The organism is Kribbella sp. VKM Ac-2569 (assembly GCF_004216905.1).
In the GTDB taxonomy this organism is placed as follows: domain Bacteria; phylum Actinomycetota; class Actinomycetes; order Propionibacteriales; family Kribbellaceae; genus Kribbella.
Genome location: NZ_SGXJ01000004.1, coordinates 720,419 through 746,826, shown reverse-complemented (window position 1 = coordinate 746,826; position 26,408 = coordinate 720,419). Strand labels below are relative to the sequence as shown.

The 26,408-nt window shown below is 68.6% G+C and carries 18 protein-coding genes; 10 read left to right on the top strand and 8 right to left on the bottom strand.

The window, feature by feature from the left end:
* Nucleotides 1-190: 190 nt before the first annotated feature.
* Genes EV649_RS30260 through EV649_RS30245 form a run of 5 tightly spaced genes read right to left on the bottom strand, consistent with a single transcriptional unit; the run spans nt 191 to nt 7,906 of the window.
* Entirely contained in the window at nt 191-2,350 is a 2,160-nt protein-coding gene (locus EV649_RS30260) for a glycosyltransferase family 2 protein (protein WP_198682766.1), read from the bottom strand.
* Nucleotides 2,347-4,011 carry a hypothetical protein gene (locus EV649_RS41295; protein WP_198682765.1) on the bottom strand — a complete coding sequence of 555 codons (1,665 nt, stop codon included), beginning with the start codon at nt 4,009-4,011 and terminating at the stop codon, nt 2,347-2,349. The genes EV649_RS30260 and EV649_RS41295 overlap by 4 nt, the downstream gene beginning before the upstream one ends.
* Nucleotides 4,004-4,828: a hypothetical protein gene (locus EV649_RS30255; protein ID WP_130387001.1), complete on the bottom strand. Its 825-nt coding sequence runs from the start codon at nt 4,826-4,828 to the stop codon at nt 4,004-4,006. Before EV649_RS30255 ends, EV649_RS41295 begins: the two co-directional genes overlap by 8 nt.
* Nucleotides 4,828-7,119 carry a glycosyltransferase gene (locus tag EV649_RS30250; protein WP_130387000.1) on the bottom strand — a complete coding sequence of 764 codons (2,292 nt, stop codon included), beginning with the start codon at nt 7,117-7,119 and terminating at the stop codon, nt 4,828-4,830. The genes EV649_RS30255 and EV649_RS30250 overlap by 1 nt, the downstream gene beginning before the upstream one ends.
* Before the next feature lie 34 nt (nt 7,120-7,153).
* Nucleotides 7,154-7,906: an N-acetyltransferase gene (locus EV649_RS30245; protein WP_130386999.1), complete on the bottom strand. Its 753-nt coding sequence runs from the start codon at nt 7,904-7,906 to the stop codon at nt 7,154-7,156.
* Nucleotides 7,907-8,011: 105 nt separating this feature from the next.
* Between EV649_RS30245 and EV649_RS30240 the strand changes: the two genes are divergently transcribed.
* Nucleotides 8,012-10,240 carry a hypothetical protein gene (locus tag EV649_RS30240; protein ID WP_130386998.1) on the top strand — a complete coding sequence of 743 codons (2,229 nt, stop codon included), beginning with the start codon at nt 8,012-8,014 and terminating at the stop codon, nt 10,238-10,240.
* Here EV649_RS30240 and EV649_RS30235 read toward each other — a convergent pair.
* The gene (locus EV649_RS30235; protein WP_130386997.1) at nt 10,233-11,255 is read right to left on the bottom strand and encodes a spore coat protein; all 1,023 of its coding nucleotides are present in this window, start codon (nt 11,253-11,255) and stop codon (nt 10,233-10,235) included. The two genes, EV649_RS30240 and EV649_RS30235, sit on opposite strands and share 8 nt — an antisense overlap.
* Nucleotides 11,256-11,388: 133 nt before the next feature.
* Here EV649_RS30235 and pseB point away from each other — a divergent pair, with 133 nt between their 5' ends.
* The 9 genes from pseB to EV649_RS30190 all read left to right on the top strand — a co-directional run bounded on the left by pseB (nt 11,389) and on the right by EV649_RS30190 (nt 23,152).
* Nucleotides 11,389-12,372: a UDP-N-acetylglucosamine 4,6-dehydratase (inverting) gene (pseB, locus tag EV649_RS30230; RefSeq protein ID WP_130386996.1), complete on the top strand. Its 984-nt coding sequence runs from the start codon at nt 11,389-11,391 to the stop codon at nt 12,370-12,372.
* Between the two features lies 1 nt (nt 12,373).
* Nucleotides 12,374-13,498 (top strand): UDP-4-amino-4,6-dideoxy-N-acetyl-beta-L-altrosamine transaminase, encoded by a 1,125-nt coding sequence (gene pseC / locus EV649_RS30225; RefSeq protein WP_130386995.1) that lies wholly within the window; start codon nt 12,374-12,376, stop codon nt 13,496-13,498.
* Between the two features lie 10 nt (nt 13,499-13,508).
* Nucleotides 13,509-14,888, top strand: a complete 1,380-nt coding sequence (locus EV649_RS30220) for a class I SAM-dependent methyltransferase (RefSeq protein WP_241998822.1) — start codon at nt 13,509-13,511, stop codon at nt 14,886-14,888.
* Nucleotides 14,888-15,703 (top strand): hypothetical protein, encoded by an 816-nt coding sequence (locus EV649_RS30215; RefSeq protein WP_130386994.1) that lies wholly within the window; start codon nt 14,888-14,890, stop codon nt 15,701-15,703. The genes EV649_RS30220 and EV649_RS30215 overlap by 1 nt, the downstream gene beginning before the upstream one ends.
* Nucleotides 15,700-16,455 carry a glycosyltransferase family protein gene (locus tag EV649_RS30210; RefSeq protein ID WP_241998820.1) on the top strand — a complete coding sequence of 252 codons (756 nt, stop codon included), beginning with the start codon at nt 15,700-15,702 and terminating at the stop codon, nt 16,453-16,455. Before EV649_RS30215 ends, EV649_RS30210 begins: the two co-directional genes overlap by 4 nt.
* Before the next feature lie 38 nt (nt 16,456-16,493).
* The gene (locus EV649_RS30205) at nt 16,494-17,330 is read left to right on the top strand and encodes a class I SAM-dependent methyltransferase (protein ID WP_130386993.1); all 837 of its coding nucleotides are present in this window, start codon (nt 16,494-16,496) and stop codon (nt 17,328-17,330) included.
* 79 nt (nt 17,331-17,409) lie between these two features.
* The gene (locus EV649_RS30200; RefSeq protein WP_130386992.1) at nt 17,410-17,754 is read left to right on the top strand and encodes a DUF485 domain-containing protein; all 345 of its coding nucleotides are present in this window, start codon (nt 17,410-17,412) and stop codon (nt 17,752-17,754) included.
* Entirely contained in the window at nt 17,751-19,391 is a 1,641-nt protein-coding gene (locus tag EV649_RS30195; protein ID WP_130386991.1) for a cation acetate symporter, read from the top strand. Before EV649_RS30200 ends, EV649_RS30195 begins: the two co-directional genes overlap by 4 nt.
* Before the next feature lie 182 nt (nt 19,392-19,573).
* Nucleotides 19,574-23,152, top strand: coding sequence for a discoidin domain-containing protein (locus EV649_RS30190; RefSeq protein WP_130386990.1), 3,579 nt, complete (start codon nt 19,574-19,576; stop codon nt 23,150-23,152).
* 412 nt (nt 23,153-23,564) lie between these two features.
* Here the strand turns inward: EV649_RS30190 and EV649_RS30185 are convergent, their stop codons facing one another.
* Nucleotides 23,565-25,232: an HNH endonuclease signature motif containing protein gene (locus tag EV649_RS30185; RefSeq protein WP_130386989.1), complete on the bottom strand. Its 1,668-nt coding sequence runs from the start codon at nt 25,230-25,232 to the stop codon at nt 23,565-23,567.
* A 115-nt stretch (nt 25,233-25,347) separates the two neighbouring features.
* Nucleotides 25,348-26,352: a winged helix-turn-helix domain-containing protein gene (locus tag EV649_RS30180; RefSeq protein ID WP_130386988.1), complete on the bottom strand. Its 1,005-nt coding sequence runs from the start codon at nt 26,350-26,352 to the stop codon at nt 25,348-25,350.
* Nucleotides 26,353-26,408 lie beyond the last annotated feature (56 nt).

The window sequence follows — 26,408 nt, the reverse complement described above, 5'->3', positions numbered from 1 at the left end:
CACCTGCCCCGCCTCCACCTGCCCCGCCTCCACCTGCCCCGCCTCCACCTGCCAGGCCGGGTCCCGCGCCCCATTTGCTGGGTGAGCCAGCCAAATGCGGGGTTCCACACCCTGATTACAGGTACTAAACCCCCAATTTTCCTGGCCCACCCACCAAATTGCCTGGCCCACCCAGCGGATGCTGGCTGGACTAGGTGACCTCGAGGTGCAGCGTGCCGGCAAGGGGGCGTATGGCGAGGGTTCGGCCGGCTCGGTTGGCGATCAGGGGGAGACGGCTGGAGAGGAACGGTTCGCACTGGACTGCGTGGGATGTGCCGTCCGGGGCGGTGGCGAACAGGATCCACTCCGCCGGCTCCAACGCCGCCATCTCCACCACCGCGGCCCAGCCGTCGTCCGAGACGGTACGTCGGCACGCGACGTCCACGTGGTCGTCGGAATCCGGCAGGTACCGCCGCCAGCTGAAGTCCACTTCACCCCAGTCCGGCCCGCGCACCACCAACATGTTGCCCGCAGCAACCGCAGCGGTGGCGGTCATCCGGATCGGGGACTCGTGCAGGTTCACGTACCCGCCGGTCGACCGGGTCAGCATCACCGCACGCCCACCCTCGGCGTGTGAGATCAGCCGATCGCCCGCCGTCCACAGCAGCACCTGCTCCTGCCCTTCCGGCCCACGGACCCGGAACGCACGCGTCGTCCGTTGACTGAACGGGTCGTCCGGATTGATCTCCGCGAGGATCGGTCCGATCGGCAACCACGCGGTGAAGTCCCGGCCACGCACCTCGAGCGGTACCTGTTCCTCACCACCCGACAACGGCCGGCTCACGAACAACGACGGCTCGTCGAACGTCGATCGCCCGTGCAGCACCAGTGCATCGGGGGTCTGCTCGACCGACGTCAACCGGCACGGATCCGACAACCGCCGTACCGCGAACGCCCCGTCCTTGCCCGGACCAGGCTGGATCCAGTTCGTACCGTCGATCCACGCTCCCGGCGGCCACCCCGGGCTGCCGGCCTTCTGCCCGCGCAACAGGTCCCGCCGCCGGACCCCACCGACCCGCAGCCGTACGTCGAAGTGCGACGGGCCGGCTGTGCATCTGGCGAGCAGCTCGCGACTGACGCGAACCTCGAACCCCACCATGCTTTCCTCGCCGCGAAGGTCGGTCGCCGGATGGCGCCGTACCGGAAGCCGGTAGTTCTTGCCCGCGATCACCAGGTCGATGCGGAGGTTCGACGGCTTCGACTGCAGGTGTCGGATCTCGGCGGTGCCACGGACCGACAGCGCGCCGTCGATCCAGGTCACCTCGCGCACGCTGGTCGCCATCGTCAGGTCGTTCTTGGTGAGTTCGAGGTGTTCCTGGGCCGCGTCCGGGTCGAGCGCGACCTTGTGGAGCAGTTCGAGATCGCCCGCGCGCAGGGCCGCGAACTGGAGTTGAGCGAGGCGTGGCGAGTTCGCCAGCACAGCCTCGTCCAGCCGGTCGAGGAGCTCGGTGGTGAGCTCGACCAGGTGCTGCTCCTCCTCCGGCGGGACGGTGCCGAAGGCCGAGAGGATCGCGTGCAGGTCGATCTGCCGGAAGTGCGCATGTACCCGGTGCCGGATCGTCGGCGGCGCGTCCTCGATCTCGTCGAGCACCAGACCGGCCGAGACGACCCGGTCGCGGATGTTCGCGAGCTGGAACTTCTGCTGGGTGATCGAGTCCCCCGACTCGCGCTCGCGCCAGAAGTACACCGGTGCCGCGAGGGTGTCGACGGTGACCGCGTCGAGGTGCGCCTTCAGCGTGACCGGATAGTCCTCGTACCGGATCGCCGGGAACCGGTAGCCGTACTCGTCCCAGAACGACCGCCGGTACACCTTGTTCCACACCATCCGGTCCAGCACCAGCTGCGGCGTCTCGGAGATGTGCGTGGCCAGCCGATCGGCCGTGAATGCCTGTGCATGCAACCACGACGGCCGTACGCCGTAACTGTTGTTGAACCGTCGCGCGTTGCCGCCGGCGAAGTCCGAACCGGTCCGGTCGAGCGACCGGACCAGCATCCCGAACCCGTGCCGGGTGACCAGGTCGTCGCTGTCGACGAACGTGATGTACTCCCCCGACGCGTGCTCGACACCGGTGTTGCGCGCCGGTCCGAGGCCCGCGTTCTGCTGCTCCACGATCCGGAACCGCGAGTCGCGGACGCAGAACTCCTTCGCGATCACGGCACTGTCGTCCGGCGAACCGTCGTCGACCAGGATCGCCTCGAAATCGCCGAAGGTCTGCCGCGCGATCGAGTCCAGGCAGTCCCCGATATAGGCCCCCACGTTGTAGAACGGCACTACCACGCTGAGTCGTGCAGGAGGGCGCGGTGTGCTCACCGCTGTCTGATCCGGCGGGCGAGCTTGCGGGCGACGACCTTCGGCTTGCGGACCTGGGCTGCGTGGAAGATCACCCGCGAGACGGCGTACGTGCGGGATCCGCGGATCCGCTCGTGGGCCGTGGTCAGCCGCTGGAGCTGTCCGCGGAGTTCGCGGATGCGGTTCTCGCGGGTCTTCATCGCCTTGTTGCGGAAGCCGAGTGTGCGTTCGAGGCCGTAGACGTGGCCCTTCAACTCGAACAGCTCCTGCTTGGCCTCTTCGGCTTCGGCGAGGGTCGTGCGTACGTCGACAGTGGTGGTGCTCGTCTCCAGTACGACGTCCAGCGCAGCGGCGAGCTCTTTGCCGCGGGCAACTTGTTCGGTGGTGGCGGGGAGGGTGTCGGGGCTCGTGGCCTGGGTCGGCTCCGGTGCCTCGACGCCGGACATGCCGAGCCAGGCGGAGACGAGGTCGTCGCCCAGCATCCACGGCGGCCAGGGGTGTCGGCGGTGCTGTCCGATCAGGCGATCGTGGAATCGCGCCCAGGCGGCGGCCAGCAGGTTCTCTTTCTCGATGGGGTCCTCGGCTACCCAGCCCGAGACGCCGTACGCGAAGGAGTCGCCGTCGTAGATCACGTCGTCCCAGCGGACGATGATCCGAGAGGTGGTCACCCACTCACCCAGGTCGGCGGCCAGTTTGCGGAAACCGGGCACGTCCTCGGCGGACGCGAGCCGGAACAGCACACTCTCAACCGACACACCCGCGGGGATCGCGCTCGGGACAACCGAAGGGTCGAAGGCGAGCGTGGTTGTTGGGTTGGGGTCGCCTGTGACGGTCGTGTCCCAGCCGGTGAGGTTTTGGTCGGCGGTGAGGACTGCTTGGGCCGATTGGGCGTACACGTCGTGGGTGACGCCAGCGCCGGTGATTGCCAGCCAGCCTGTCGGGATCGAGGCAAGGAGTCCGGCTCGGGCGGCGGTGTCCACGCCCTCGGCTGCGGGCGACAACAGCGGTACGTCGACCGACTCGAGTGCAGCGCCGGCCAGGCGGGTGGGCAGTTCGCCGGGGCGAGCGGTTGCCGCAACGTCGGCCCGGACGAAGGTCCGCGAACCGAAGTCGGCGTACACCTCGGAGGCCCACGGGAGCGCGGACTTGAGCTGGTCGACCGAGACCGGCCGGGTCGGATCGTCGTGGAGCGGGCGCCACTCGTCGTCGCCGTGGCGTTCGTCCGCAGGGCGGCTGTCCAGCAGGTTGAGCAGCGAGAACTCGTTTTCCAGCCCCAGTACGACGACCGCGTCCGGAGCGGCCAACGCGGCGAGCGCGGTCAGACGAGCGGTCCACGACAAGTCCGCGCTGTCGTACCCCAGCACGCGATCGAGTCCGTCGCTCGCGATGATCACGTCGTACGGCTCGGTCTGCAGACCGTCCAGTGCACCGGCGATCACCTGCAGGCACGGCCCGAAGTCCTCGCCCAGCTGCTGCGCGTCCGCGACCGAGCGGACCAGGATCGTCACGTCCGCGGAGTGCGCGAGCACAGACTCGATCAGCTGCGGGGCATGCGGCCCGAGGATCAGCGTCCGCCGGTTGGCGGGTACGACGTCGGTCAGTAGCGCGGCAAGCGCCGGCCGCGGCGTCGTGTGATCGGTCCACGGCTGCATCTCGCCGCGCACCACCTGAACCTCAGACACGCTCTCTCCAATCGAACAGGCTTCGCAGTTCCGCGGGCGGCATCATCCAGGGTTTGCCGAGCTCGAGGTCGGTGGTCGCCCGGGCCGCTTCGAGATCGACGGTCTTTCCGAGCATTTCCGGCCACAGCCGCTCGATCCGGCTCTGGCCGCCGAACAACGGGTTCTCGCCGTCCATCTCCATGGGGTCGCCGTACACCGCCGGCTCACAGCCGGCCGCGACGCCGTAGAAGATCGCGGTCGACAGCCGGTTGGCCGCGACCCGCTTGTGCTTGCGCAGCTCGGCCAGCTGCTTGAACAGAAAGCGCCGGTCGGTCCCTTCGTACGAGAACCCACGCCGCCCGAACGACACGACCCGGAAACCCGCGTCCTCGTAAAACCCGCGCACCTCGGGCCGGTCGTACTCCGTGTAATACAACGAAAAGGTGACCGGGCCGGGCTCGGTCTCGCGGATCTCGTCGATCAGCCGCTGGTGGTCGCCGTGGATCTTGCCGCCCTCCCACCCATGGAAGAGGAACCACAAGGTGCCCTCGCGCTCGACCGGCTCCTCTTTCTCCGGCTCGAGCTCCATCAGGTACAAGAACGGCGCACCGATGCTGTGATAGTTCCGCCGGCCGAGCGCGTGCCCCCGCCGCTTCGGCGCATCGCTCCAGGTGAACCGCCAGGCGCCGTCGTAGAACTCGTGCACCGGGTTCCAGCCGCAACCGATGTTCCAGCCGTGCTGCAGGTAGCCCCGGAGCCGCGGTGGATGGTCGAAGTCGAACCCGGCGTAGCGAGACAGGATGTGCGTCTGACCGTAGTAGTGGTTGTGGTGATGCATCAGCGCACCTCGACGTGCAGAGTGCCGGCATGGGGTCGGACAGCGAGCGCGTGCGACCCGTGAGTGCCATGTGTAATTGCCAACGGCAACCGGCTGCACAGGAACGGCTCGCACTGTACGGCGTGAGCCGCACCGTCAGGAGGGGTGGCGAACAGGATCCAGTCGGCCAGCGCGGCCAGCGGATCGACCGAGACCTGCACCGCGGTCACCGGGATCAAAGCGTCCACGTCGACCGTCGCGGACCAGCCGTCGGCGGTGAGGGTACGACGGCACTCGACGTCGAGATGCTCGTCGGAGTCGGCCAGGTATCGCCGCCAGCCGAACGTGACGTCGCGACCCTCCGATCCGCGCACCGTCAACTGGTTGCCCTCGACAACCGCCGACACAGCGGTCGTCCGGATCGGCGACTCGTGCAGGTTCACGTACCCGCCGGTCGAGCGGGTCAGCGTGACAACCCGATCGTCAACGACCCGCGAGACCGCCGAGTCGCTCGCGGTCCACAGCAGCACGCGCTGCTGGCGCTCAGGCCCGCGCATCCGGAACACCCGGGTCGTCCGCTGGCCGAACGGGTCGTCGTGGTTCGCGGCCGCGAGGATGTCCTGGATCGGCACGCGGGCAGTGAAGTCACGCCCGTCGATCTCCAACGGAACCTCTTCTTCGCCGCCGACGACCGGCCGGCTCAGATACAACTCCGGCTCGTCGAACGAGGCCCGCCCGTGCAACACGAGCTCGTCGGCCGTCTGCTCGACCGCGGTCAACCGGCACGGGTCCGTCAGCCGTCGCAGCGAGAACCAGCCGTACTTCCCCGGCCCCGGCTGGATCCAGTTCAGCTCGTCGATCCACGCACCGGGCGGCCAGCCGGGACTCCCGGGACCCTGACCGCCGAGCATGCCCTTCCGCTCCCGCCGCCCCGACCGCATCCGCACCTCGAAGTGCGCCGGCGCACCCGTGCACTCGCCGAGCAACTCCTGGTCCAGCAGCACCTCGAACCCGACGAGCGTCTTGTCCCCGTGCAGGTCCAACGCGTCGTACCGACGTACCTCCAACGGGTACGTCGTCTTGCCGACGGCCAGTGCGACCTCGAGGGTCGACGTACGCAAGGTCTCCAGGTGGCGGATCTCCGCGGTGCCCTTGACCGACAGCTTGCCGTCGACCCAGCTCACCTCGCGCACGCTCGTCGCGAGGGTCAGGTCCTGGTCGCGGAGCTTGTAAAGCGCCTGAGGTACGGCGGACTCGCCGAGGCCCGGGTAGTTGTAGTCGAGCTGTCGCGACCGGCGCGGCCGCGGTACGGCGCGCGCTCCGCCGCGGAGTCCGCCCGAGTTCCGGAAGTCCGCGAGCCGCCGGAGCAGCTCCACGTCGCCGGACCGGAGGGCGGCGTGCTGGATCCGGTCGTACCGGTGGGTGGCGGCCAGAACGTCCTCGTCGAGCCGGTCGAGCAACTCGCGGGACAGATCCACCAAGGCCTGCTCGTCCTCGCTCGGGACCGAGCCGAACGCGGACACCAGCGTCAGTACGTCGATCTGCGCGAGATGCGCGTGCGTCCGCCGGCGGACCACCGGCACGGCGTCCTCGACGAGGTCGAGGACCATCCCGGCCGAGGTCACCCGGTCCCGGATGTTGCCGAGCTGGAACTTCTGCTGCGTGATCGACTCGCCGGACTCACGCTCGCGCCAGTAGTAGACGGCCTGCGTGATCGTGTCCACGGTCACCGCGTCCAGATGCGCCTTGAGCGCAACCGGGTAGTCCTCGTACCGGATCGGGGGGAACGTGTAGCCGTACTCGGTCCAGAACGACCGGCGGTAGACCTTGTTCCAGAGCATCCGGTCCAGGACCAGATCGGGGAACTCGGTGACGTGCGTGGCGTGCCGGACCCGCGCGAACGGCTGCTTGTGCAGCCACGACGGCCGTACGCCGAAGCTGTTGTTGAACCGCCGCGCGTTGCCGCCGGCGATGTCCGAACCGGTGCGGTCCAGCGTCCGGACCAGCGCGGCGAACCCGTACGTCGAGACCAGGTCGTCGCCGTCGACGAACGCCAGGTACTCGCCGGTGGCCTCGCGGATGCCAGCGTCCCGGGCCGGACCGGGGCCGGCGTTGTCCTGCTGGATCAGCCGGAACCGGGAGTCCCGGGCACAGAACTCCTTCGCGACGACAGCGCTGTCATCGGGCGAACCGTCGTCGACGAGGATCGCCTCGAAGTCGGACCAGGCCTGCCGGGCGATCGATTCCAGGCAGTCCCCGAGGTACTCGCCGACGCCGTAGAAGGGCACCACCACGCTCAACCGCGGGGTCACTCCGGTGGCCCTCCTCCGCGGTCGCTACGAATATCTACGTAGCGGCAACGAGGTGAACCGTCAGGAGGTTATGCACGGGCTCGAACCCGTAACGGGACCAGACCCGCTGGATGCCGATCTGATGGGTCTGGGCGGTGACGACCAGGCGTCGCGTCGTGCAGACGTCCTCGATCGCGGCCAGCAGGTGACCGTACCTGCCGCGACCCTGCTCGGCCGGTACGACGCCGGCCAGCTGGATCTCGGTCCACGACCGCTGCTCGTCGACGGCCGCCAGCGCGAGCACCCGCCGATCCGGACCCCGCAGTACGACGGCGCCCGCCGCAGCGATCCGGCGCCGGGCCCACTCCTGACGCCCCGCCAGCGCGAGCGCCCGGTCGAACATCGGGTTGGCGCAGTAGTGGTTGCCGGAGTCGCCGAAGACGTCCGCGACCAGGTCGTCCACCAGGTCGTCGTCGACCTCCGGCTCGAGCTGCGCGGTGAAACCGGCCAGCGGCGCGGGGCGCCGGCCCTTGCCGACCGGCAGCGCCCAGCCGGTGACGGCGTCGGCCAGCAATGCCTGACGCGGCCCGTCGGCCAGCGCGGCGAACCAGGTGGCCTCACGCGCCGGGTAGCGCAACACGATCACGTCCGCGGTCGACTTCTCGACGGCGGACAGCACCTCGGCGAGCGGCGTGCCGGCCGAGGCGGACACCGACATCCGGTCGATGGACACCCCGAACCGCTTGGCCGCGTCAACGGACGGACGCACGGTCAACTCACCGGCTTCGAGGGCGTCGTACCAACTCATAGGGCGCAGAGCTTAAGGCATGAGGGTTACGCCTACTCGCCCGGGCCTTACAAGGAGTGACACGTTGCATTCGTGGCGCGACGGATTTCACATTAGTGTTACGACATGCGCGCGAAGGCGAGGCGGCGGGGGCCGCGGACTGCGGGGCCTTCCCTTTCCGGTCTGGTCGCCGGGCTCGCGGTCCTGGTGCTGGCGATCGTGCTGCTCGCGCTGCAGGCGACAGTCTTCGAAGTCGTCCGCTTCGTGCTCTTCACCGGCGTCGCGGTGGCGCTGCCCGGGTTCGCGCTCTGGCGACTGATCGGCGGGTACCGGCGCAACCTGGTGGAGGACCTCGCGGCCGGGTTCGCGGTGGGTACGGCCGGGCAGGTTCTGGTCTACCTCGCCAGCGCGTCGATCGGGCTGCAGGCGTGGTCGTGGGTGTGGGCGCCCGTCGTTCTGGTGATCGCCTTCGTGGACAGCGACGCGCGGGCTCGGGTCTGGCGGCGGGTCGAGCGTCCGTTGCGTCCGCTGCAGGCCTGGCTGCTCGCGGCGTCGACCGCGGTCGTGCTGCTGATCGTGTACCGGCGCGGGCCGGGCCAGTTCCTCCCGGCGTACACCGATCCGCTGCGCGCGTATCCCGACCTCGCCTTCCAGCAGGCGCTCGCCGCCAGCGCGAAGTACGACGTACCGATCTCGACGTTGTGGCTCGGTGGCGAGCCGATGAGGTACCACACGTTCTTCCACCAGGCGACGGCCGCGACGCAGTGGGGGACGCGGATCGACCTGACCGATCTGATCCATTCGCTGAGTTGGTTGCCGCTGTTCCTCGCCGGGTGCGGGCTGGTGTTCGCGCTCACGAGTCGGCTGGCCCCGACTGCCGAGGCCGGTGCCACGTGGGCCGGACCGCTCGCGGTGTTCGTCGCCGGTCTCGGTGGGGCCGTGCAGCCGTTGGCCGGCGTCGGGCTGGGCGGGATCTCGACCGCGGTGGCGGCGTACCTGAGTCCGACGCAGAACCTCGGGGTCCTGATCGCGCTGGCGCTCTGCGTGGTGGCGGTGGACCTCCTGCGGGCTGACGGTAGGCCGCGCGGCCGCTGGGTGTTGCTGGTGCTGCTCGCGCTGATCGCAGCCGGGGCGAAGTCGACGATCCTGCCGTTGATCGGCGCGGGGTTCGCGTTCGCATTCCTGCAGCTGGGCCTGGCGCGGCGGAGTACACGGCCGGCGTTCCTCGGTGGACTGCTCTCGCTGACGGTGTTCGTGGCGGCGTTGATCGCGATCTTCGGCGGGAGTACGTGGGGGACGGAGATCAAGCCGTTCGAGACGTTCGTCCAGTTGGCGCCGTACCCGATGCTGGTGTCGAACCCGCACGCGCAACTGTTGTCGGGGGCAACGACTCTGCTGAGCTGGGCGCTGGCCGCGTCGGGGCTGTTCTTCCTCGGCCGGAGGTGGCGGGACTCCGGTGCGGTGTTCCTTGCCGGAGTCGCTGTCGCGGGTTTGCTGGGCACGTTGCTGACGACCCAGTCGGGAGTCAGTCAGCTGTACTTCCTGCGAACAGCCTTCCCGGTCATCGCCGTACTCGCGGCTGTCGGGCTGGCGAATCTCGTCGGGCGGCTCGGGGACCGGCGGGCCGTGGTCCTCGTCGGCGCAGCCGGGCTGCTCGGGCTGGTGGCACTCGCAGTTGCGCGCTCGCAGTCCGCCGATCTGCATGGCATCAAGGGCCCGTGGGGGTGGACAGGCGCTGCGGTGGCGGCTGTCGCGGTGCTGGTGGCCGTCATCTGGAAGCTGGCGCGGCGACCGGGCAACTTCTTCATTGCCTTGCTCGGCGGTGCGGTGGCGGCGTGCATGATCGGCGCGGCCCTGGTGCCGTTGCAGGGCTTCGTGTCGGACAAGGCATCGAACCTGATCTTCGCCCGCCCGTTCCGCGGCGGCGCGACGGCAGCCGAGGCCGGCGCGGCGCAATGGCTGCGCCGCAACAGCGCGCCGGGCGAGCTGATCGCGACGAACGCGCACTGCATCATCGAACGCGACGGACTCTGCGACAGCCGGCACTTCTGGCTCGCCGCACTCTCCGAGCGTCCGGTGCTGATCGAGGGCTGGTCGTACTCGAACCAGGCGAACCGGATCGCCCTCGCCAATGACAGCAACCCGAGCCTCATCCCGTACTGGAACAGCGAGGAGCTCGCCGCCAACGACATCGCGTTCAAGGCGCCCTCGCCGGCGGCGATCGAACGCCTGCGGGAGGCCGGGGTGCGCTGGCTGTACGCCGACAACCGGGCCGGGTACGTGTCACCGGCGCTCCGCAACTACGTCCGCCTGCGGCACGCCACGCTGGACGCGACGATCTACGAACTCAGATGAGCTGCAGCAGGGCGTCGGCGACTCGCTCACGCCCGCGCCCGTCGACGAGTTCCCACCCAGCTCGCGCCAGCTGACCACGCTCGGCCGAATCGGTGAGCAGTCTCTTGAGCATCGGGACCGCCGAGTTCGGATCCGCCTGCAGCGCGCTCAACAGGCCGAGCCCTGCCGCCGCGCCGGTGTCGATTGCGCGCTCGTAGCCCATCTCCTGGTTGTCGACCACGCACACCAGTCCCGCGGTCGCCCCGAGACACAGCAGCTCCCAGGTCGACGTACCGGATGCACTGATGGTCAGATCAGCGTCGCGTACACGGGCCGCCAGCTGATCCGTCGGCCCGATGACGTCGAGGTGCTGGTGCGGTTGCAGCTCGACGGCGGCGATCTTCGCGGCGAGATCCGACCCGGGTGCGACCACAGTGGCGTCGAACGGCAGACCGGTCGCGGCCAGCGCGCGGGCGACGTACGGACCGGCGCCGAAGGCATCCGTGCCGCCGAAGAACGCGAAGACCGTCGGTACGGCGCTTTGACGGTCGATGGGCGGCGCGGCGGGACGGTGGTCGAGGATCTCGTCGCGGATCATCACGTACGGCAGGCCGGCGAGCCGGATCGAGTCGCGTAGCAGCGGCGGGTGGTCGAGCTCGGCGGCGAGGTTCTGGTCCACCAGCACGTCCGCCTCGGCGCCGCGGAAGTCACCGTCGACGATCGCCAGCGTGGGCAGACCGGTCGCCCGGACGGCTGAGTAGACGACCGCGTCCAGGTCGTACGAGTCGAACACCAGCGCGTCGAGCTCCAACCGGTCGACAAGCTCGACGTGCTCGGCCGGTCTCCAGACCGCGGGCTGTACGGCGATCCCCCGGGTGGCGATCTGCTCCGCGGCCCACGGCACGGTGCGCGCATCGCAGACGAAGACGAGCTCCACGTCGCGACGACGTACCTCCTCGGCCAGCGCCAGACACCGCATCACGTGACCGATGCCCCGGGCCGGCCCCACATCACAGCGCACCCCGACCCTTTTCACGGGCCCAGCGTACGTTTGATCACGTTGTGCTGAGACGGTGGATTGAGCTGGGCGTTCACGGGGCAGCTATTGTTTCGAGGTCCGCACCGCGTGTGTGCAGTTCGGAACTGTCCGTCAGAAGGGTCCCGCTCGCGTGTCAATCCTTACCGGCTCCGACATCCTGGTCACCGGCGGTACCGGGTCGTTCGGCCGGACGTTCGTACGGCACGCGCTGAACCACCTGGATCCGCGACGGATCATCGTCTTCAGCCGCGACGAGCTGAAGCAGTGGGAGGTCCGCCAGTCGTTCGGCGACGACCCGCGGCTGCGGTTCTTCCTCGGCGACGTCCGCGACCGGTCCCGGTTGCTGCGGGCGATGCACCGGGTCGACTACGTCGTCCACGCGGCCGCGCTGAAGCAGGTGGACAGCGGTGAGTACAACCCGTGGGAGTTCGTCCAGACCAACGTGATCGGGTCGCAGAACGTCATCGAGGCGGCCATCGACTCAGGCGTGAAGCGGGTCGTGGCGCTGTCCACGGACAAGGCGTCCAGCCCGATCAACCTGTACGGCGCGACCAAGCTGACCGCGGACAAGCTGTTCATCAACGGGAACCACTACGCGGCGGCGTACGACACCCGCTTCAGCGTCGTCCGGTACGGCAACGTGATGGGCAGCCGGGGCTCGATCATCCCGAAGTTCCGCGCGCTGCACGCGGCCGGCCAGTCGCTGCCGATCACCGACCTGCGCTGCACCCGGTTCCTGATCACGCTGCCGGAGGCGGTCGAGTTCGTGGTCGACTCGTTCGACCTGATGACCGGCGGCGAGCTGTACGTGCCGCGGATCCCGTCGATGAAGGTGACCGACCTGGCCGAGGCGATCGCGCCCGGCGCGACCATGCACGACGTCGGCCTGCGCCCCGGCGAGAAGCTGCACGAGGAGATGATCAGCCCGGAGGAAGGCCGCCGCGCGCTGTCCCTCGGCGACCGCTTCGTCCTGCAGCCCGATCTCGCCACCTGGGGCTACCAGCCGCCGACCGGTGGTACGCCGGTGTCGGACGGATTCCACTACGCGTCGGACACCAACGACCAGTGGTACTCGATCGAGGAGATCCGCAAGATCCTCGAGAGCGACGCCTGACGTGCTTCCGTACGGGCGCCAGTCGATCTCGGAGCAGGACATCGAGGCGGTCACCGCCGTACTGCGCGGCGACTGGCTGACCACCGGCCCCGCGGTCACCGCGTTCGAGAACGCGATCTCCGAGCTCGCCGGCGGACACCGGGCGGTGAGCTGTACGTCGGGCACCGCGGCCCTGCACATCGCGTACGCCGCTCTCGGCGTCGGACCGGGCGACGAGGTCGTCACCACCCCCATGACCTTCGTGGCCACCGCCTCCTGCGCCGCGATGCTCGGCGCTCGCATGGTGTTCGCGGACGTGGACTACGACACCGGCCTGATCGACCCGGCCGCCGTCGAAGCTTCTTTGTCTGACCGGTCCAAGGTCATCAGCGCAGTCGACTACGCGGGCCAATCCGCCGACTACACCGCACTACAGGCGCTGGCAGATCGAGTCGGCGCGAGGACTTTGGCCGACGCGGCCCACTCGGTCGGCGGCTCAGCCGAAGGCCGCCCGGTAGGCGACCTCGCCGACGTCACCACGATGTCGTTCTTCCCGACCAAGAACCTGACCACCGGCGAGGGCGGCGCGGTCGTCTGCAAGGACCCCGCAATCGCCCAACGGGCCCACGAGTTCCACTTCATCGGCCTGGTCCGCGACCCTTCGCGCTTCGAGATCACGGACGAAGGACCGTGGCACCAGGAGGTCCACGAGTACGGCGTGAACTACCGCCTGACCGACCTGGGCGCCGCGCTCGGGCTGTCCCAACTGCGCCGGCTCGGGGAGTTCAAGCGCCGCCGGACCGAGATCACCGCCCGCTACAACGCGGCGTTCTCCGACGCCGACGGACTCCGTACGCCGGTGCAGCGCGCCGGGGTCGACCCGATGTGGCACCTGTACCCGATCCGCGTCCTCGGCGGCCGACGACGCGAGGTCTTCGAGGCGATGCGCGCCGCGGGGATCGGCGTACAGGTGAATTACATCCCCGTGTACTGGCACCCGGTCTTCGCCCACCAGGGCTACCAGCGCGGCCTCTGCCCGAACGCCGAGCGTTTCTACGCCGAGGAACTCTCCCTCCCCCTCTTCCCGGACCTCACCGACAGTGACGTCGACCGGGTGATCGAGACCCTTCTGCACTTGGTTGGCTAACGTGACTGATGTGACCCGGTCGAATCTGATCGGCGGCGAGATGCTCAACTGGTCGGACCTGCACCCGGGCGACGCCCGTCCCGCGGCCGCCGGACCCGCAGCCACAGCACTCCTGGCCGCCACCCTCCACCCTGAGGACACCGTCCTGATCGCCGGCCCGCACGGTGCCGGCGTGATCACGGCTGCCGTCGCGCAGGTCACGTCGGTCGACCTCCTGCTCCGCTCGGCCCCCGACGCGGAGGAACTCGCCGAACTACTGGACGACGCCAAGGGGCAGGTCTTCTGCGGCTCGCTCGATCGTTGGGCAGTGGATGAAACGTACGACGTGATCGTCGCGCTGGACGGGTTGGAGCGTTTGGGCGGACCCGATACGGCGAGCTTCCCGTGGGTGCAGGCGCTGGATCGGTTGCGTGAGCGGCTCCGGCCGGGTGGACGACTGCTCCTCGGCGCCACGAACTCCTTCGGATTCGAACGGTTGATTCAGCCGGACATCACGGCGGCGCTCCCGCGCGACGAGGACTGGAGCCGGGCCGTCGCGGACCGAGCGCCCGCAGGTCTCAAGCCCCTCCTCTCCGCTCTCGACACCTCCGACCTGCAGACCTTTGCTGTCTTCCCGTCGCTGGTGCGGGCAGATGTCGCGCTCACGACAGTTGACGGGTTCGCAGGAATCGTCGCGGCGCGGGAAGTTGCCTCGCGCAACGACGGTCCGGTGTTGCTGGACCCGTACCGCCTGGTGCTGGACGCGGCTGCAGCAGGAGTTGCCTTCGAGTTGGCGCCGGCTTGGTACTTCGTGATCGGCGCGGAGGCACCCGCCGTACTGCCTGCAGGTGTGGTGCCGGCGGGCGAAGGCGTCCTGCTGGAGGAGCACCTTCTGACGGCCCTGCGCTGTGATGATCAGGCGGAGCTTCGGCGGGTGATTCCGGCGTACGTCGCCTGGCTGGGTGCGCGTGGTGCGGGGTCGCCCGACAACGTGATCCTGGACGGAACGTCGTACCGGCTGTTCGGGGAGGCGCAGGAACTGGATGTTGTGGAGCACCTCCAGCGGTTCGCGCGGCGAGCTCTGGAAAGTGGCGCACGGCAACCATGGCCCGCTGCTGCCGACCCGCACGCGTTGACAGCACGGCTCGCGGCGATGGCCGGGATCACGGTGCCGGAGCAGGAGTTCACCCCGGACGAGGTCGTCCGCCCGCGCGGCAGCGCCGAGCAGTTGACCACCGTCGCCCGGCTCGCCGACGAGCTCGCCCACGCGAGCGCCCGCGCGATCCTCTTCGAGGGCACGGTCAGCGGCATCCGCCGCTCACTCCCCTATCGCGTCGGCCACGCCGTCCTCAATCCCGCACGGGTGATCCGCCGCCGCCTCAAGCGGGTGTTGCGGAAGGTACGGCGCTGATGCACCACGCCAACCACTTCTACGGGCACGCCAACATCATGGCGACGTACGCCGGACTCCCGAAACCACCGCGGATCTGGGGCTACCTGCAGCACGGCTGGAACATCCTCGACGGTTTCGCGCACGGCACGAACTTCGCGCCCGGGCTGCCCAAGTTCGTCTGGTCGGACAGCGTCCGCCGCCGCGGCCACGCGCTCGGCCTGCGGAACTACTCGGTGATCGGCTCGGTCTGGCTGTACCTGCTGAAGACCCATCCCGAACTCGCGACGCCGTCGAAACGGGCCAAGGGCACCATCTTCTACCCGTTCCACGGCTGGGAAGGCCAGCACGTACTCGGTGACCACGGCCGAATCGTTGCCTCGATCAACGAGCACGAGACCGGCCCGGTGACCGTCTGCCTGTACTGGAACGAGTTCGACAAGCCCGCGATCCGGAACGTCTACAAGGACGCCGGATTCCGGGTCATCACGCACGGCTACCGCGGCCTGCACTGGCGAAAGACCGACGCCAAGTTCTTGGTGAAACAACTGCGCGAGCTCCGCAAGCACGAACGGGTCGCCTCCAACCGGCTCAGCTCCGCCGTTCTGTACGGCGCCTCGCTCGGCCTGGGGGCGGGGGTCTACGGTGATCCCATGGTGCTGGAGAACGAGCACCCGTCGTTCGGCGGACAGGCGCGGATCAAGCGGCTGTGGCCGGAGATGGACCAGCCGTACGTCCCGCCGGCGGTCGCCCGTGAGTTCACCGACACCGAACTGGGCGTCGACCACGTCGCCGGACCCGCAGAAATTCGGGAGATGTTCCGATGGACCCCGTGACACCAGCACTGAAGATCGGCATCATCACGCAGGTTCGCGTGACCAGCACACGGCTGCCGGCCAAGGTGCTGCTGGCCGTTGCCGGGCGCTCCTATCTCGAGCACCACCTCGACCGGCTGAGCCGCACCGGCCTGCCGGTGATCGTCGCGACCACCACGAACCTCCACGACGACCTGGTCGTCCAGGTCTGCGAAGAGGACGGCATCCCGGTCTTCCGCGGCAGCGAGGACGACGTGCTCAGCCGGTTCGCCGGCGCCGCCCGCGAGCACGACCTGGACGCCATCGTCCGCGTCACCTCCGACTGCCCGCTGATCGATCCCGAGATCGTTGCCGCGGGCGTCGATCGCTGGCGCGCCGAGAACGATCTCGACCTCTACATCTCGAACTGTCTCGAGCGCACCTATCCGCGGGGCATGGACTTCGAGATCTTCTCCACCGCCCGGTTGTACGACGCGGAGGCGAACGCCACGCTCAAGGCGGACCGGGAGCACGTCACGCCGTACCTGCACCAGAACCGGTCCGGCGAGATGCGGCTGCTGAACCTGCCGTGGTCCGGCGCTCCGTCGTCCGGCCGCGCAGCGCAGTACCGGCTCACGCTGGACACCGCGGACGACTGGAAGTTGCTCGATGCCCTGATCGAGGACTTCGGCGGGACCGGGCTCGGCTGTGCCGAACTGGTCGCGATTCTGGACGAGCACCCGGAGCTGGCCGCGCTGAACGCGCACATCGAACAGAAGAAACTCGGCGAGTAGCAGGTTCCCAGCGCTCCGCTACGGCATGATTTACCGTGATGACCACCAATGATCCGGCCGGGGACTCCGCCGCTGCCCCGGACAACGGCGCGCACGCCGCGCGGGCCAAGTCGTTCGGCGCCGTCGCGGCGGCGTACGACGCGGGCCGGCCGACGTTCCCGGTCGAGGCGCTGAGCTGGATCCTGGGCCCGGGTCGCGGCCTGCAGGTGCTCGATCTGGGCGCCGGCACCGGCAAGCTCGCCGCGGTCGCCGCCGAACTCGGTCACGACGTGATCGCCGTCGACCCGTCGCAGGAGATGCTCGAGGTCTGCCGCCGGCGGCCCGGGATCGACACGATGGTCGGGGCTGCGGAGTCGATCCCGCTCGCCCACGCCTCGGTAGACGCGGTGATCGTCGGGCAGGCCTTCCACTGGTTCGACCACGCCCGCGCGCTGCCGGAGATCGCCCGGGTGCTGCGCCCGGGCGGCGTCCTCGGCCTGCTCTGGAACAACGCCGACACCGTGGTGCCGTGGGTCCGCCGGCTCTTCCAGGTGATGCAGGGTGACGGCTTCGGTGGGACCGACCGCTTCGACCCGGTGCAGGTCATCGAGCAGTCGAACCTGTTCACGCTGCTGGAGAGCGCCCGGTTCCGGCACTGGCACGACCTGAACCGGGCGGGCTTGCGGCAGCTGGCCCAGTCGCACTCGCGGGTCGCCGTACTCAAGGACACCCGGCGTGACCAGGTCCTGGACCAGATCGACCTGATCTACGAGCACACCGCGCGGCCCCCGGAGGCGTTGCGGATGCCGTACTTCACCGACTGTTTCCGGGCCCACCCCAGCGAGTTCGCGAACTATCGCCGTACGGTCGACGGCCCGGTGGCACCGCACCTTTAGAACGTTTTGGTTGCGGTAGGTCACAAATGCGCAACCAGGGGCTAACGTGCACCTGTTCTAGTCCACCGAAGGGGAACGCATGGACGAGGAAGTGGTGCGCGAGCGGGACGCCCGCGCCTATGAGGCGGTGCACGACGCAGCCGACTTCAAAGAGCTGAAGCGGCGGTACAAGAACTTCGTCGTACCGTGGACGATCGCCTTCATGGCGTGGTACCTGGCGTACGTCGCCTGCAACAACTGGGCCCGCGGTTTCATGGATCACCGGCTGGGTGGCAGCCACATCAACGTCGCGCTGATCTTCGGCCTGTTGCAGTTCGTGTCGACGTTCTTGATCGCGGCCCTGTACGGCCGGTTCGCCAACCGCAAGCTCGATCCGCTGGCCCACGGCCTGAACGCCAAGTACAAGAGGGAGCGCCGCCGGTGAACGTTCTTCTCGTCCCGCTGGCCGCTGAACCCGGCAACCGGACACTGACGATCTCGCTGTTCACCGCCGTCGTCGCCGTGACGCTGTACATCACCTGGTGGGCGTCCCGGCAGAACAAGACCGCGGCCGACTACTACGCCGGCGGCCGCTCGTTCAGCGGCGCGCAGAACGGCCTGGCGGTGGCCGGCGACTACATGTCCGCGGCGTCGTTCCTCGGTATCTCCGGCCAGATCGCCCTCTACGGGTACGACGGCTTCCTGTACTCGATCGGCTTCCTCGTGGCCTGGCTGGTCGCGCTGCTGCTGGTCGCCGAGCTGCTGCGGAACTCGGGCCGCTTCACGATGGCCGACCAACTCGCGTTCCGGATGAAGCAGAAGCCCGTCCGGACGGCGGCCGCGACCTCGACGATCGTGGTCTCGATCTTCTACCTGCTGGCCCAGATGGTCGGCGCCGGTTCGCTGGTCGGGCTGCTGCTCGGCGTGAAGAGCGAGGGCCTGAAGGCCGCCGTGATCGTGCTCGTCGGCGCGCTGATGATCGTCTACGTGACGATCGGCGGCATGAAGGGCACCACCTGGGTGCAGATCGTCAAGGCCGTGCTGCTGATGACGGGCACGGTGGTGATCACGTTCCTGGTGCTGCTGAAGTTCAACTTCAACATCTCCGACCTGCTCGGCTCGGCCGCCTCGAAGTCCGGCAAGGGCGAATCGTTCCTGCAGCCCGGACTGCTCTACGGCAAGGACCTCACCGGCCAGATCGACTTCCTGTCGCTCGGCCTCGCGCTCGTCCTCGGTACGGCGGGTCTGCCGCACATCCTGATCCGCTTCTACACCGTGCCGGACTCACGGGCCGCGCGGCGGTCGGTGCAGTGGGCGATCGGCCTGATCGGTGTGTTCTACCTCATGACGCTGGCCCTCGGGTTCGGTGCCGCGGCACTGCTGAACACCGCCAAGGGTTCCGCGGTCGAGGCGTCGAAGGGCAATGTTGCGTCGCCGCTGCTGGCCGAAGCAGTCGGCGGCGGAGCCGACTCCACCGGTGGGGCGATCCTGCTCGCGCTGATCGCGGCGGTGGCCTTCGCGACCATCCTCGCGGTGGTGGCCGGGCTGACGCTGACCTCGGCGTCGTCGTTCGCGCACGACCTGTACGCCAACGTCATCTCCAAGCAGAAGCCGACCGAGAAGCAGGAATTGCGGGTGGCGCGGTTCGCGGCGATCGGGATCGGCGCGGTCGCGATCGGGCTGGCGATCCCGGCGCAGAAGCTGAACATCGCGTTCCTGGTCGCGCTGGCGTTCGCGGTCGCGGCCTCGGCGAACCTGCCGGCGCTGCTGTTCAACCTGTTCTGGAAGCGGTTCAACACCTCGGGCGCCGTCTGGAGCATCTACGGCGGCCTGATCTCGGCCGTCGTCCTGGTGGTCTTCTCGCCGGTCGTCTCCGGCAACGGCGACAAGTCGATGATCACCGGTTCGGACTTCCACTGGTTCCCGCTGTCGAACCCGGGCATCGTGTCGATCCCGTTGGGCTTCCTGTTCGGCGTACTCGGCACGTACCTCGGCCGGGACAAGTCGAGCGAGACCCGCTACAGCGAACTCTCGGTCCGCGCGCTCACTGGCGCCGGCGCGGAAGGTGCCGCCAAGCACTGACGCAGTCCATCAAGGGCCGGCTCGCACACTGCGAGCCGGCCCTTCGCTGTCACGAGCCGTTGACGCACGGTTGATGGTGCCGTAACAATGAGCCAATCGCCGCGCAAGAATTGAGCAAGTCAGCGAAAGTTTTGGACTCCCGTGCGGCGGCTCTTCCCTGTCCCGCCCACCAGGAGAGACCCATGCGAATCCCGAAATGGCGGTTGCTGACCGCCTTGCTGGCCGCGAGTCTCGCGGCCGCTCCACTCGTCCGGCCGGCGCCCGCCGCGCAGGCCGCCGTACTCGCCGGTCCCAATCTCGCCGCCGGTAAGGCCGCGTCGGCCAGCAGCAGCACCCAGAACTACGCCGCGTCGAACGTGACCGACAGCAACCAGAGCAGCTACTGGGAGAGCGCCAACAACGCGTTCCCGCAGTGGGTCCAGGTCGATCTCGGTACGTCGGTCGCGACCAACCAGGTCGTGCTCAAGTTGCCGACCGCGAACTGGGGCGCCCGCGACGAGACCCTGGCGATCCAGGGCAGCACCGACGGGCAGAACTTCACCGACCTGTCCGCGTCCGCGGCGCGCACGTTCAGCCCGCCGAACAACACGGTGACCGTCGACTACGGCACCGCCACCACGCGGTACGTCCGGATCCGGATCACCGCGAACACCGGCTGGCCCGCCGGACAGCTCTCCGAACTCGAGGTCTACGGACTGGCAACCGGTGACACCCAGGCTCCCACCGCCCCGGGCAACCTGGCCTTCACCGAACCCGGCGCCGGGCAGATCAAACTCACCTGGAGCGCGTCGACCGACAACGTCGGCGTCACCGGGTACGACGTCTACGCGAACGGTCAGCTGCGGACCAGCGTGGCCGGCAACGTGCTCACGTACACGGACAACCAGCCTGTCAACGTGTCGATCGCGTACACCGTTCGAGGGAAAGATGCCGCTGGCAACCAGTCCGCGAACAGCAACACGGTCACCCGCAACAGCAGCGGCGGCCCGGGCAGCAACCTGGCGCTGCACAAGCCGATCAGCGCGTCCGGGTCGACGTTCACCTACGTCCCGGCGAACGCGAACGACGACGACGTGACGACGTACTGGGAGGGCAACGCCAATCCGGCCACGCTCACCACCGAGCTGGGCGCGAACGCGGACCTCAGCTCGATCGTCGTACGGCTCAGCCTCGATCCGGCGTGGGGACCGCGGACGCAGACGTTCTCGATCCTCGGGCGGGAGCAGAGCTCGTCGAACTTCACGACGATCGTTGCTTCGGCCGGCTACGACTTCAACCCAGCGAGCGGCAACAGCGTGACGATCCCGGTCAGCGCGCGAGTGGCCGACGTACGGCTGAACTTCACCGGGAACACCGGCGCACCGGCCGGGCAGGTCGCTGAGCTGCAGGTGCTCGGCGTACCGGCGCCGAACCCGGATCTCACGCCCTCCAACGTCTCGTGGACACCCACGTCGCCGGTCGAGACCGACGCGATCACGGTCCGTGCGACGGTGAACAACGGCGGCACGGCGGGCTCCGCGGCGACCGACGTGAACTTCTACCTCGGCACGACCAAGGTCGGTACGGCGGCTGTCGGCGCGCTCGCGGCCGGGGCGTCGACGACGGTCAGCGCATCGATCGGGACGCGCGACGCGGGCTCGTACGCGTTGAGCGCCAAGGTCGACGAGGGTGGTTCAGTGATCGAGCAGAACGACGGGAACAACACGGCGGCCGCTGCTGGTCCGCTCGTGGTGACCCCCGTGGCGAGCTCCGACCTCGTCGCGGCGGCGGTGAACTGGACGCCTGGGAACCCGTCCGCCGGCAACGCTGTCGCGTTCTCCGTGTCTTTGAAGAACCAAGGCAGTGTCGCCTCTGCGTCTGGTGCGCATGGGATCACGCTGACGGTGCTGAACGGATCGTCCGTCGTGACGACGTTGACGGGCTCGTACAACGGTGCGATCGCGGCCGGCGCGACCACACCTACTGTTGCTCTCGGCAACTGGACGGCCACCAACGGGCGCTACACCGTGCGTGTGGTGCTGGCGGACGACGCCAATGAGTTGCCGGTGAAGCGCTCGAACAACACGAGTGAGCGGCCGTTCTTCGTGGGTCGCGGCGCGAACATGCCGTACGACCACCTCGAGGCGGAAGACGCCGCGGTCGGCGGCGGCGCGTCCGTCATCGGACCGAACCGGACGATCGGCGACCTGGCCGGTGAAGCCTCCGGGCGCCGCGCGGTCACGCTGGGCTCGAACGGCGCGTACGTCGAGTTCACCACCCGCGCCAGCACGAACACGCTCGTCACCCGCTTCTCGATGCCGGACTCGTCGGGCGGCGGCGGGCAGACGTCGTCGATCAGCGTCTACGTGAACGGCAGCTTCGCGAAGACGTTGCCGCTGACCTCGAAGCACGCCTGGCTGTACGGCGCGGAGGCGTCGCCGAACAACTCGCCGGGGTCAGGTCCGGCGCGGCACATCTACGACGAGGCCAACCTGATGCTCGGCCAGACCTACCCGGCCGGGACGAAGATCCGGCTGCAGAAGGATCCGGCGAACAGCCTGACGTACACGATCGACTTCCTCGACACCGAGGCTGCGACGCCGGTCCCGAACCCTGGCGCGGGATTCGTCACACCGGCCGGCTTCACCCATCACGACGTGCAGAACGCGCTCGACCAGGTGCGGCAGGACAGCAACCTGCAGGGTGTGTACCTGCCCGCCGGTGACTACGACACGTCGTCGAAGTTCCAGGTGTACGGCAAGGCGGTCAAGATCGTCGGGGCCGGGCCCTGGTTCACCCGGTTCCACGCGCCGACCACGCAGGACAACACCGACGTCGGGTTCCGGTCCGAGGCGTCGGCGAACGGGTCGACGTTCAGCGGGTTCGCGTACCTCGGCAACTACACGTCGCGGATCGACGGGCCCGGCAAGGTGTTCGACTTCTCGGGTACGGCGAACATGACCATCGACAACATCTGGGTCGAGCACATGGTCTGCATGTACTGGGGTTCGAACACCGACACCTCGACGATCAAGAACTCGCGGATCCGGGACACGTTTGCCGACGGCATCAACATGACGAACGGGTCGGCCGGCAACACGGTCAGCAACAACGACGCCCGGTCGACGGGTGACGACAGCTTCGCGCTGTTCAACGCCACCGACAACGGCGGCGGCGAGGTCCGGGACAACGTGTTCGAGAACCTGTCCGCGACGCTGACCTGGCGAGCCGCCGGGTTCGCGGTGTACGGCGGGACGAACAACGTTTTCCGGAACCTGTACGCCGCGGACATGCTCACGTACCCCGGGATCACCATCAGTTCCCTGGACTTCGGGATCCCGATGAACGGGTTCGGAGCCACTCCGCCGACGCAGTTCCAGAACGTCTCCGTCGTACGGTCCGGCGGGCATTTCTGGGGCAACCAGGCGTTCCCCGCGGTGTGGATCTTCTCGGCGTCGAAGATCTTCCAGGGGATCCGCGTCAACGATCTGGACATCGTCGATCCGACCTACAGCGGGATCATGTTCCAGACGAACTACGTCGGCGGCCAGCCGCAGTTCCCGGTCGCGGACACCGTCTTCACCAACACGACCATCTCCGGCGCCCGCAAATCCGGCGACGCCTTCGACGCCAAGTCCGGCTTCGGCATCTGGGCCAACGAACTCCCCGAACCCGGCCAAGGCCCCGCCTTAGGCGCAGTCACCTTCAACAACCTAACCCTCACCAACAACGCCAAAGACATCCAAAACACCACCACAACCTTCACCCTCAACCGCAACTAACAGGGGTGCCGGCAACCGTCGGCACCTGAGCGCATGGCCTGTGTACGACGGGCGCACCTGAGCGGTCTCGGGTGCGCCCGCCGTACGTCGGCAATCATCCGATCCCCCGCGGAAACCGCCACCGGTTGGACTGCGCGATCCTCCGAAACAGCACGCCCCGCCCGACAGCACCCGCGCCTCCCCGGCCTACGTCGCACGGTAGGAGTAGGTGGTTCGGGTTCGTCACTCCCGGCGGGATGAGTAGCGCGTGCGCGTCGTCCGGAGTCGGGTTGCGGGCGCCGACGTAGTCCCGCACTCACACCACCCACTAGTGCACACCACGTCCCGGCACGGCACGCCTCGTGCGCGGCGTGGTACGGACGCGCGCGACGGGCTGCCGGGCCTGCTCGAGGATCGTGCAGAGCCGGTGGGGTCAGATTGTGGCGAAGGAGGGCGGGCCGGTGCCGGCGTCGTTCGGGGTGCGCTCGCCCCAGACCGCGAACCGGGCGGCTTCCGCGCGGGTCAGTTCGTCGGCGTGCCAGCGGCTGGGTCTCACGCCGAGTGCGGCGGCTGCGGGCGTGGCGGTGTCACCCCACGGATCGTCTGCTGGGGTTGAGATTTGGGGCTTTGGGTTGCCGCTGGACGTGAGTTGGCCGTCCGATGGATCCGAGGGCGTGGGGGACTCACCCGGTGGCTCGTGTGGCCGGGCTGCGTCGTCTGGTGGTTTGTGTGGATGGCGGGGTGGTGGGTCGGCCCAGGTGGGTCTGGTGACGTGGACTTTGCCGTTGGTGATGGTGATGGTCCAGTGGCCGTGGTGCAGGTCGGTGTGGTGGCGGCGACAGACCAGGGCGAGGTTCTCGACCTTGGTCTCGCCGCCGTCGATCCAGGAGATCAGGTGATGGGCGTCGCACATGACCGGCGGCGCATTACAGACGACGCAGCCGCGGTCGCGGGTGTTCAGGGCGCGGCGCATCGCCTTGGTGACGAGGCGTTCGCAGCGGCCGACGTCCAGAGGTTCGGAGTTGGAGCCGAGCACGACCGGGATGACCTTCGCGTCGCAGGCCAATCGGCGGATGGTGGCCGCCGACAGCCCGTTGCCGTAGACGGTCTGCCCGATCGCGTCCGCGGTGGCCGCCTTCAGGTCCTGGAAGTCGATGGTGACGGTGAGGTTCGCCTTCGCCCCGAACCCAGGCACCACATCACCAGCCACACCAGGCTGTGGGCCGGTCGCCAGCGAACCGGCCTCCGCAGAGCCTGACGCAATAGAACCAGACGCCGTGGAACCAGTCCCTGTGGAGCCGGTCTCCGGAGAGCCGGTCTCCGGGGAACTGGCTGGTTTGCCGGTGGGGCGCGGCATCGTGGGGGACGGGGTGCCTGCGTCGAGGGCGGTGGCGGCCAGCGTCAACGTGGTGCTGAGGGCATCCGCCTGGCGCTTTTCGCGGGAGCGCGGGTCGCGCTCCCCGTCGACGGTCTTGTGGGGGCGGGCGCCGGTGACGATGAGCGTCCGGAGGAGTTCGGCGTTCTCGTTGGCCAGGTAGCCGGTGAACTTCACGCCGCGGTCCGCGGTCTTCAAGGTCAAGGTTTCGCGGGCGGCGGCCTTGTCCTCTTCCGGTTCGGGGCCGTCGGTGTCGAGGATGTCGCGGGACTGCTCGGCAGCCGCACGCAGATCGGCCGGCGACAAGTGCCGGCCGAGGCGGACCAGTTCCTCTTCGGCGAACTCCAGATCAGCGACCGGCACCGTTGTCGGGACCTTTTCGAGGGCGGTCACGATCGCTTCGGCTTGCGCCGGCCGCAACAGCACTTCAGGCACCGAACCGTCGTCGGGCACATCAGGGTCGGGCAGCGCGGCGACGACCGCCGCATACTTCGGCAGCGCACGGGCCAGCCGGACGTCGCGGTAGGCGCGGGCGTGGTCGAGGCGGTAGCGGAACTCCACGTACTGGACCATGTCCCGGGCACCGACCCGTTCGGCGTACCCGGACTTGTCCATCGCCGCGATGATCCGCAACCGGCGGGTTTCGATCCGGGCCAGGTCGGCGTCGGCCTGGTCGAGAGCGCGCTCCAGCTCCGCATCGCTCATCAACTCAGCCGGCTTCTCCATGCATCAAAGCCTAAACACCCCCACCGACAGTTTTCAAAGCCAGAACCCCCTTATTTCCAAGGGATTCTGTTATCCACAGCCGAAACATCTTGTGGATCTTGTCGAGAGCAACTAATCACAATGGCGGGACTGCGGGTGCCGGAAGACTGCCGACAGACTTGACGGTTGCCCCGGTCAACAAGTTGTGGGCCGTGGGGGTCAGGGCGTGGAGGGCGGTGCCTTGGGTTCGGTGGGTGGTTATCAGGGCGGCGGCTCGGAGGATTCTGGTGTGGTCGGAGGTGGAGGCCAGGGAGATGCCTACTCGGCGGGCCAGTTGGGTTGTGGTGGCGGGGTGGGTGAGGGAACGGAGTACGGCGGCGCGCGTGCGGCCTAGGAGGTCTGCGAGGGCGTCGGTGGCGGAATCGTCCAGCTCGGTCAGGTCGGCGCAGGGGTAGACGAGAACGGGACGGCGGTCAGGGTTGTCCATCGCGAGACAGTTGGAGACCAGCGGGGACGGATAGAGCTCGAGTCCGCGGCCGTTCAGGTGGATGTCCGCAATCCAGTCGTCGACGGGCCCGCACGTCGTCAGCACCGGAGTCGCCCACTCGACATCGGGATGCAGAGACGACAGCAGCGCATCGATCCCACCGTGTAGGACCGCCCGCGACCGGATCCCGAGGTCAGCGCCGTACCGTCGCTGCAACTCTCCCGACGAAGGCACCAGTACCTCCTGATGGAAGTCCCGGACCGCGCCGCCCAGCGCACGCCGCGAACCAGCGCGACCGTCCAGCAACCCACGCATGTACCGGTCGATCTCAGGCGGCAGCCACGGCTCCAACTCGTCCCGGATGACGGAGGCCGGCGTCTCCATCAACGCCTCGACCGCCGGCTCCAGACCGGGCCCACCAACCTCCGGGATCAGGAAGTCCGGGAACAACCCGCCTGGCGAGATCAGCTTGAACAGCGGACGCATCGACCCCCGCACCCGCGGTGCCGCAGTACGCCGCCAGCGTCGTACGACCGGCGACATCGCCCGGTCACCGAGCGCGCGGGCCGCGAGCGCGGCTTCCCACAGCGGGTGCGGCTCGGTGGGGAACGTGACCCGGCCGAGGTCCGCCGCGGTGAAGTGGACGCGGAACATCCCTCGATTGTGACGGCCGCGAGGCCATCCGCCCAGACCTCTTCGGTTCAGGCCGA

Excerpts from the sequence above, each read along its gene's own strand:
- EV649_RS30240 (WP_130386998.1), top strand. The coding sequence starts at position 8,012 with ATGCGCGCGAAGGCGAGGCGGCGGGGGCCGCGGACTGCGGGGCCTTCC.
- EV649_RS30190 (WP_130386990.1), top strand. The coding sequence starts at position 19,574 with ATGCGAATCCCGAAATGGCGGTTGCTGACCGCCTTGCTGGCCGCGAGT.
- EV649_RS30255 (WP_130387001.1), bottom strand. The coding sequence starts at position 4,828 with ATGCATCACCACAACCACTACTACGGTCAGACGCACATCCTGTCTCGC.
- EV649_RS30180 (WP_130386988.1), bottom strand. The coding sequence starts at position 26,352 with ATGTTCCGCGTCCACTTCACCGCGGCGGACCTCGGCCGGGTCACGTTC.
- EV649_RS30200 (WP_130386992.1), top strand. The coding sequence starts at position 17,410 with ATGGACGAGGAAGTGGTGCGCGAGCGGGACGCCCGCGCCTATGAGGCG.
- EV649_RS30215 (WP_130386994.1), top strand. The coding sequence starts at position 14,888 with ATGCACCACGCCAACCACTTCTACGGGCACGCCAACATCATGGCGACG.
- EV649_RS30205 (WP_130386993.1), top strand. The coding sequence starts at position 16,494 with ATGACCACCAATGATCCGGCCGGGGACTCCGCCGCTGCCCCGGACAAC.
- EV649_RS30245 (WP_130386999.1), bottom strand. The coding sequence starts at position 7,906 with ATGAGTTGGTACGACGCCCTCGAAGCCGGTGAGTTGACCGTGCGTCCG.
- EV649_RS30185 (WP_130386989.1), bottom strand. The coding sequence starts at position 25,232 with ATGGAGAAGCCGGCTGAGTTGATGAGCGATGCGGAGCTGGAGCGCGCT.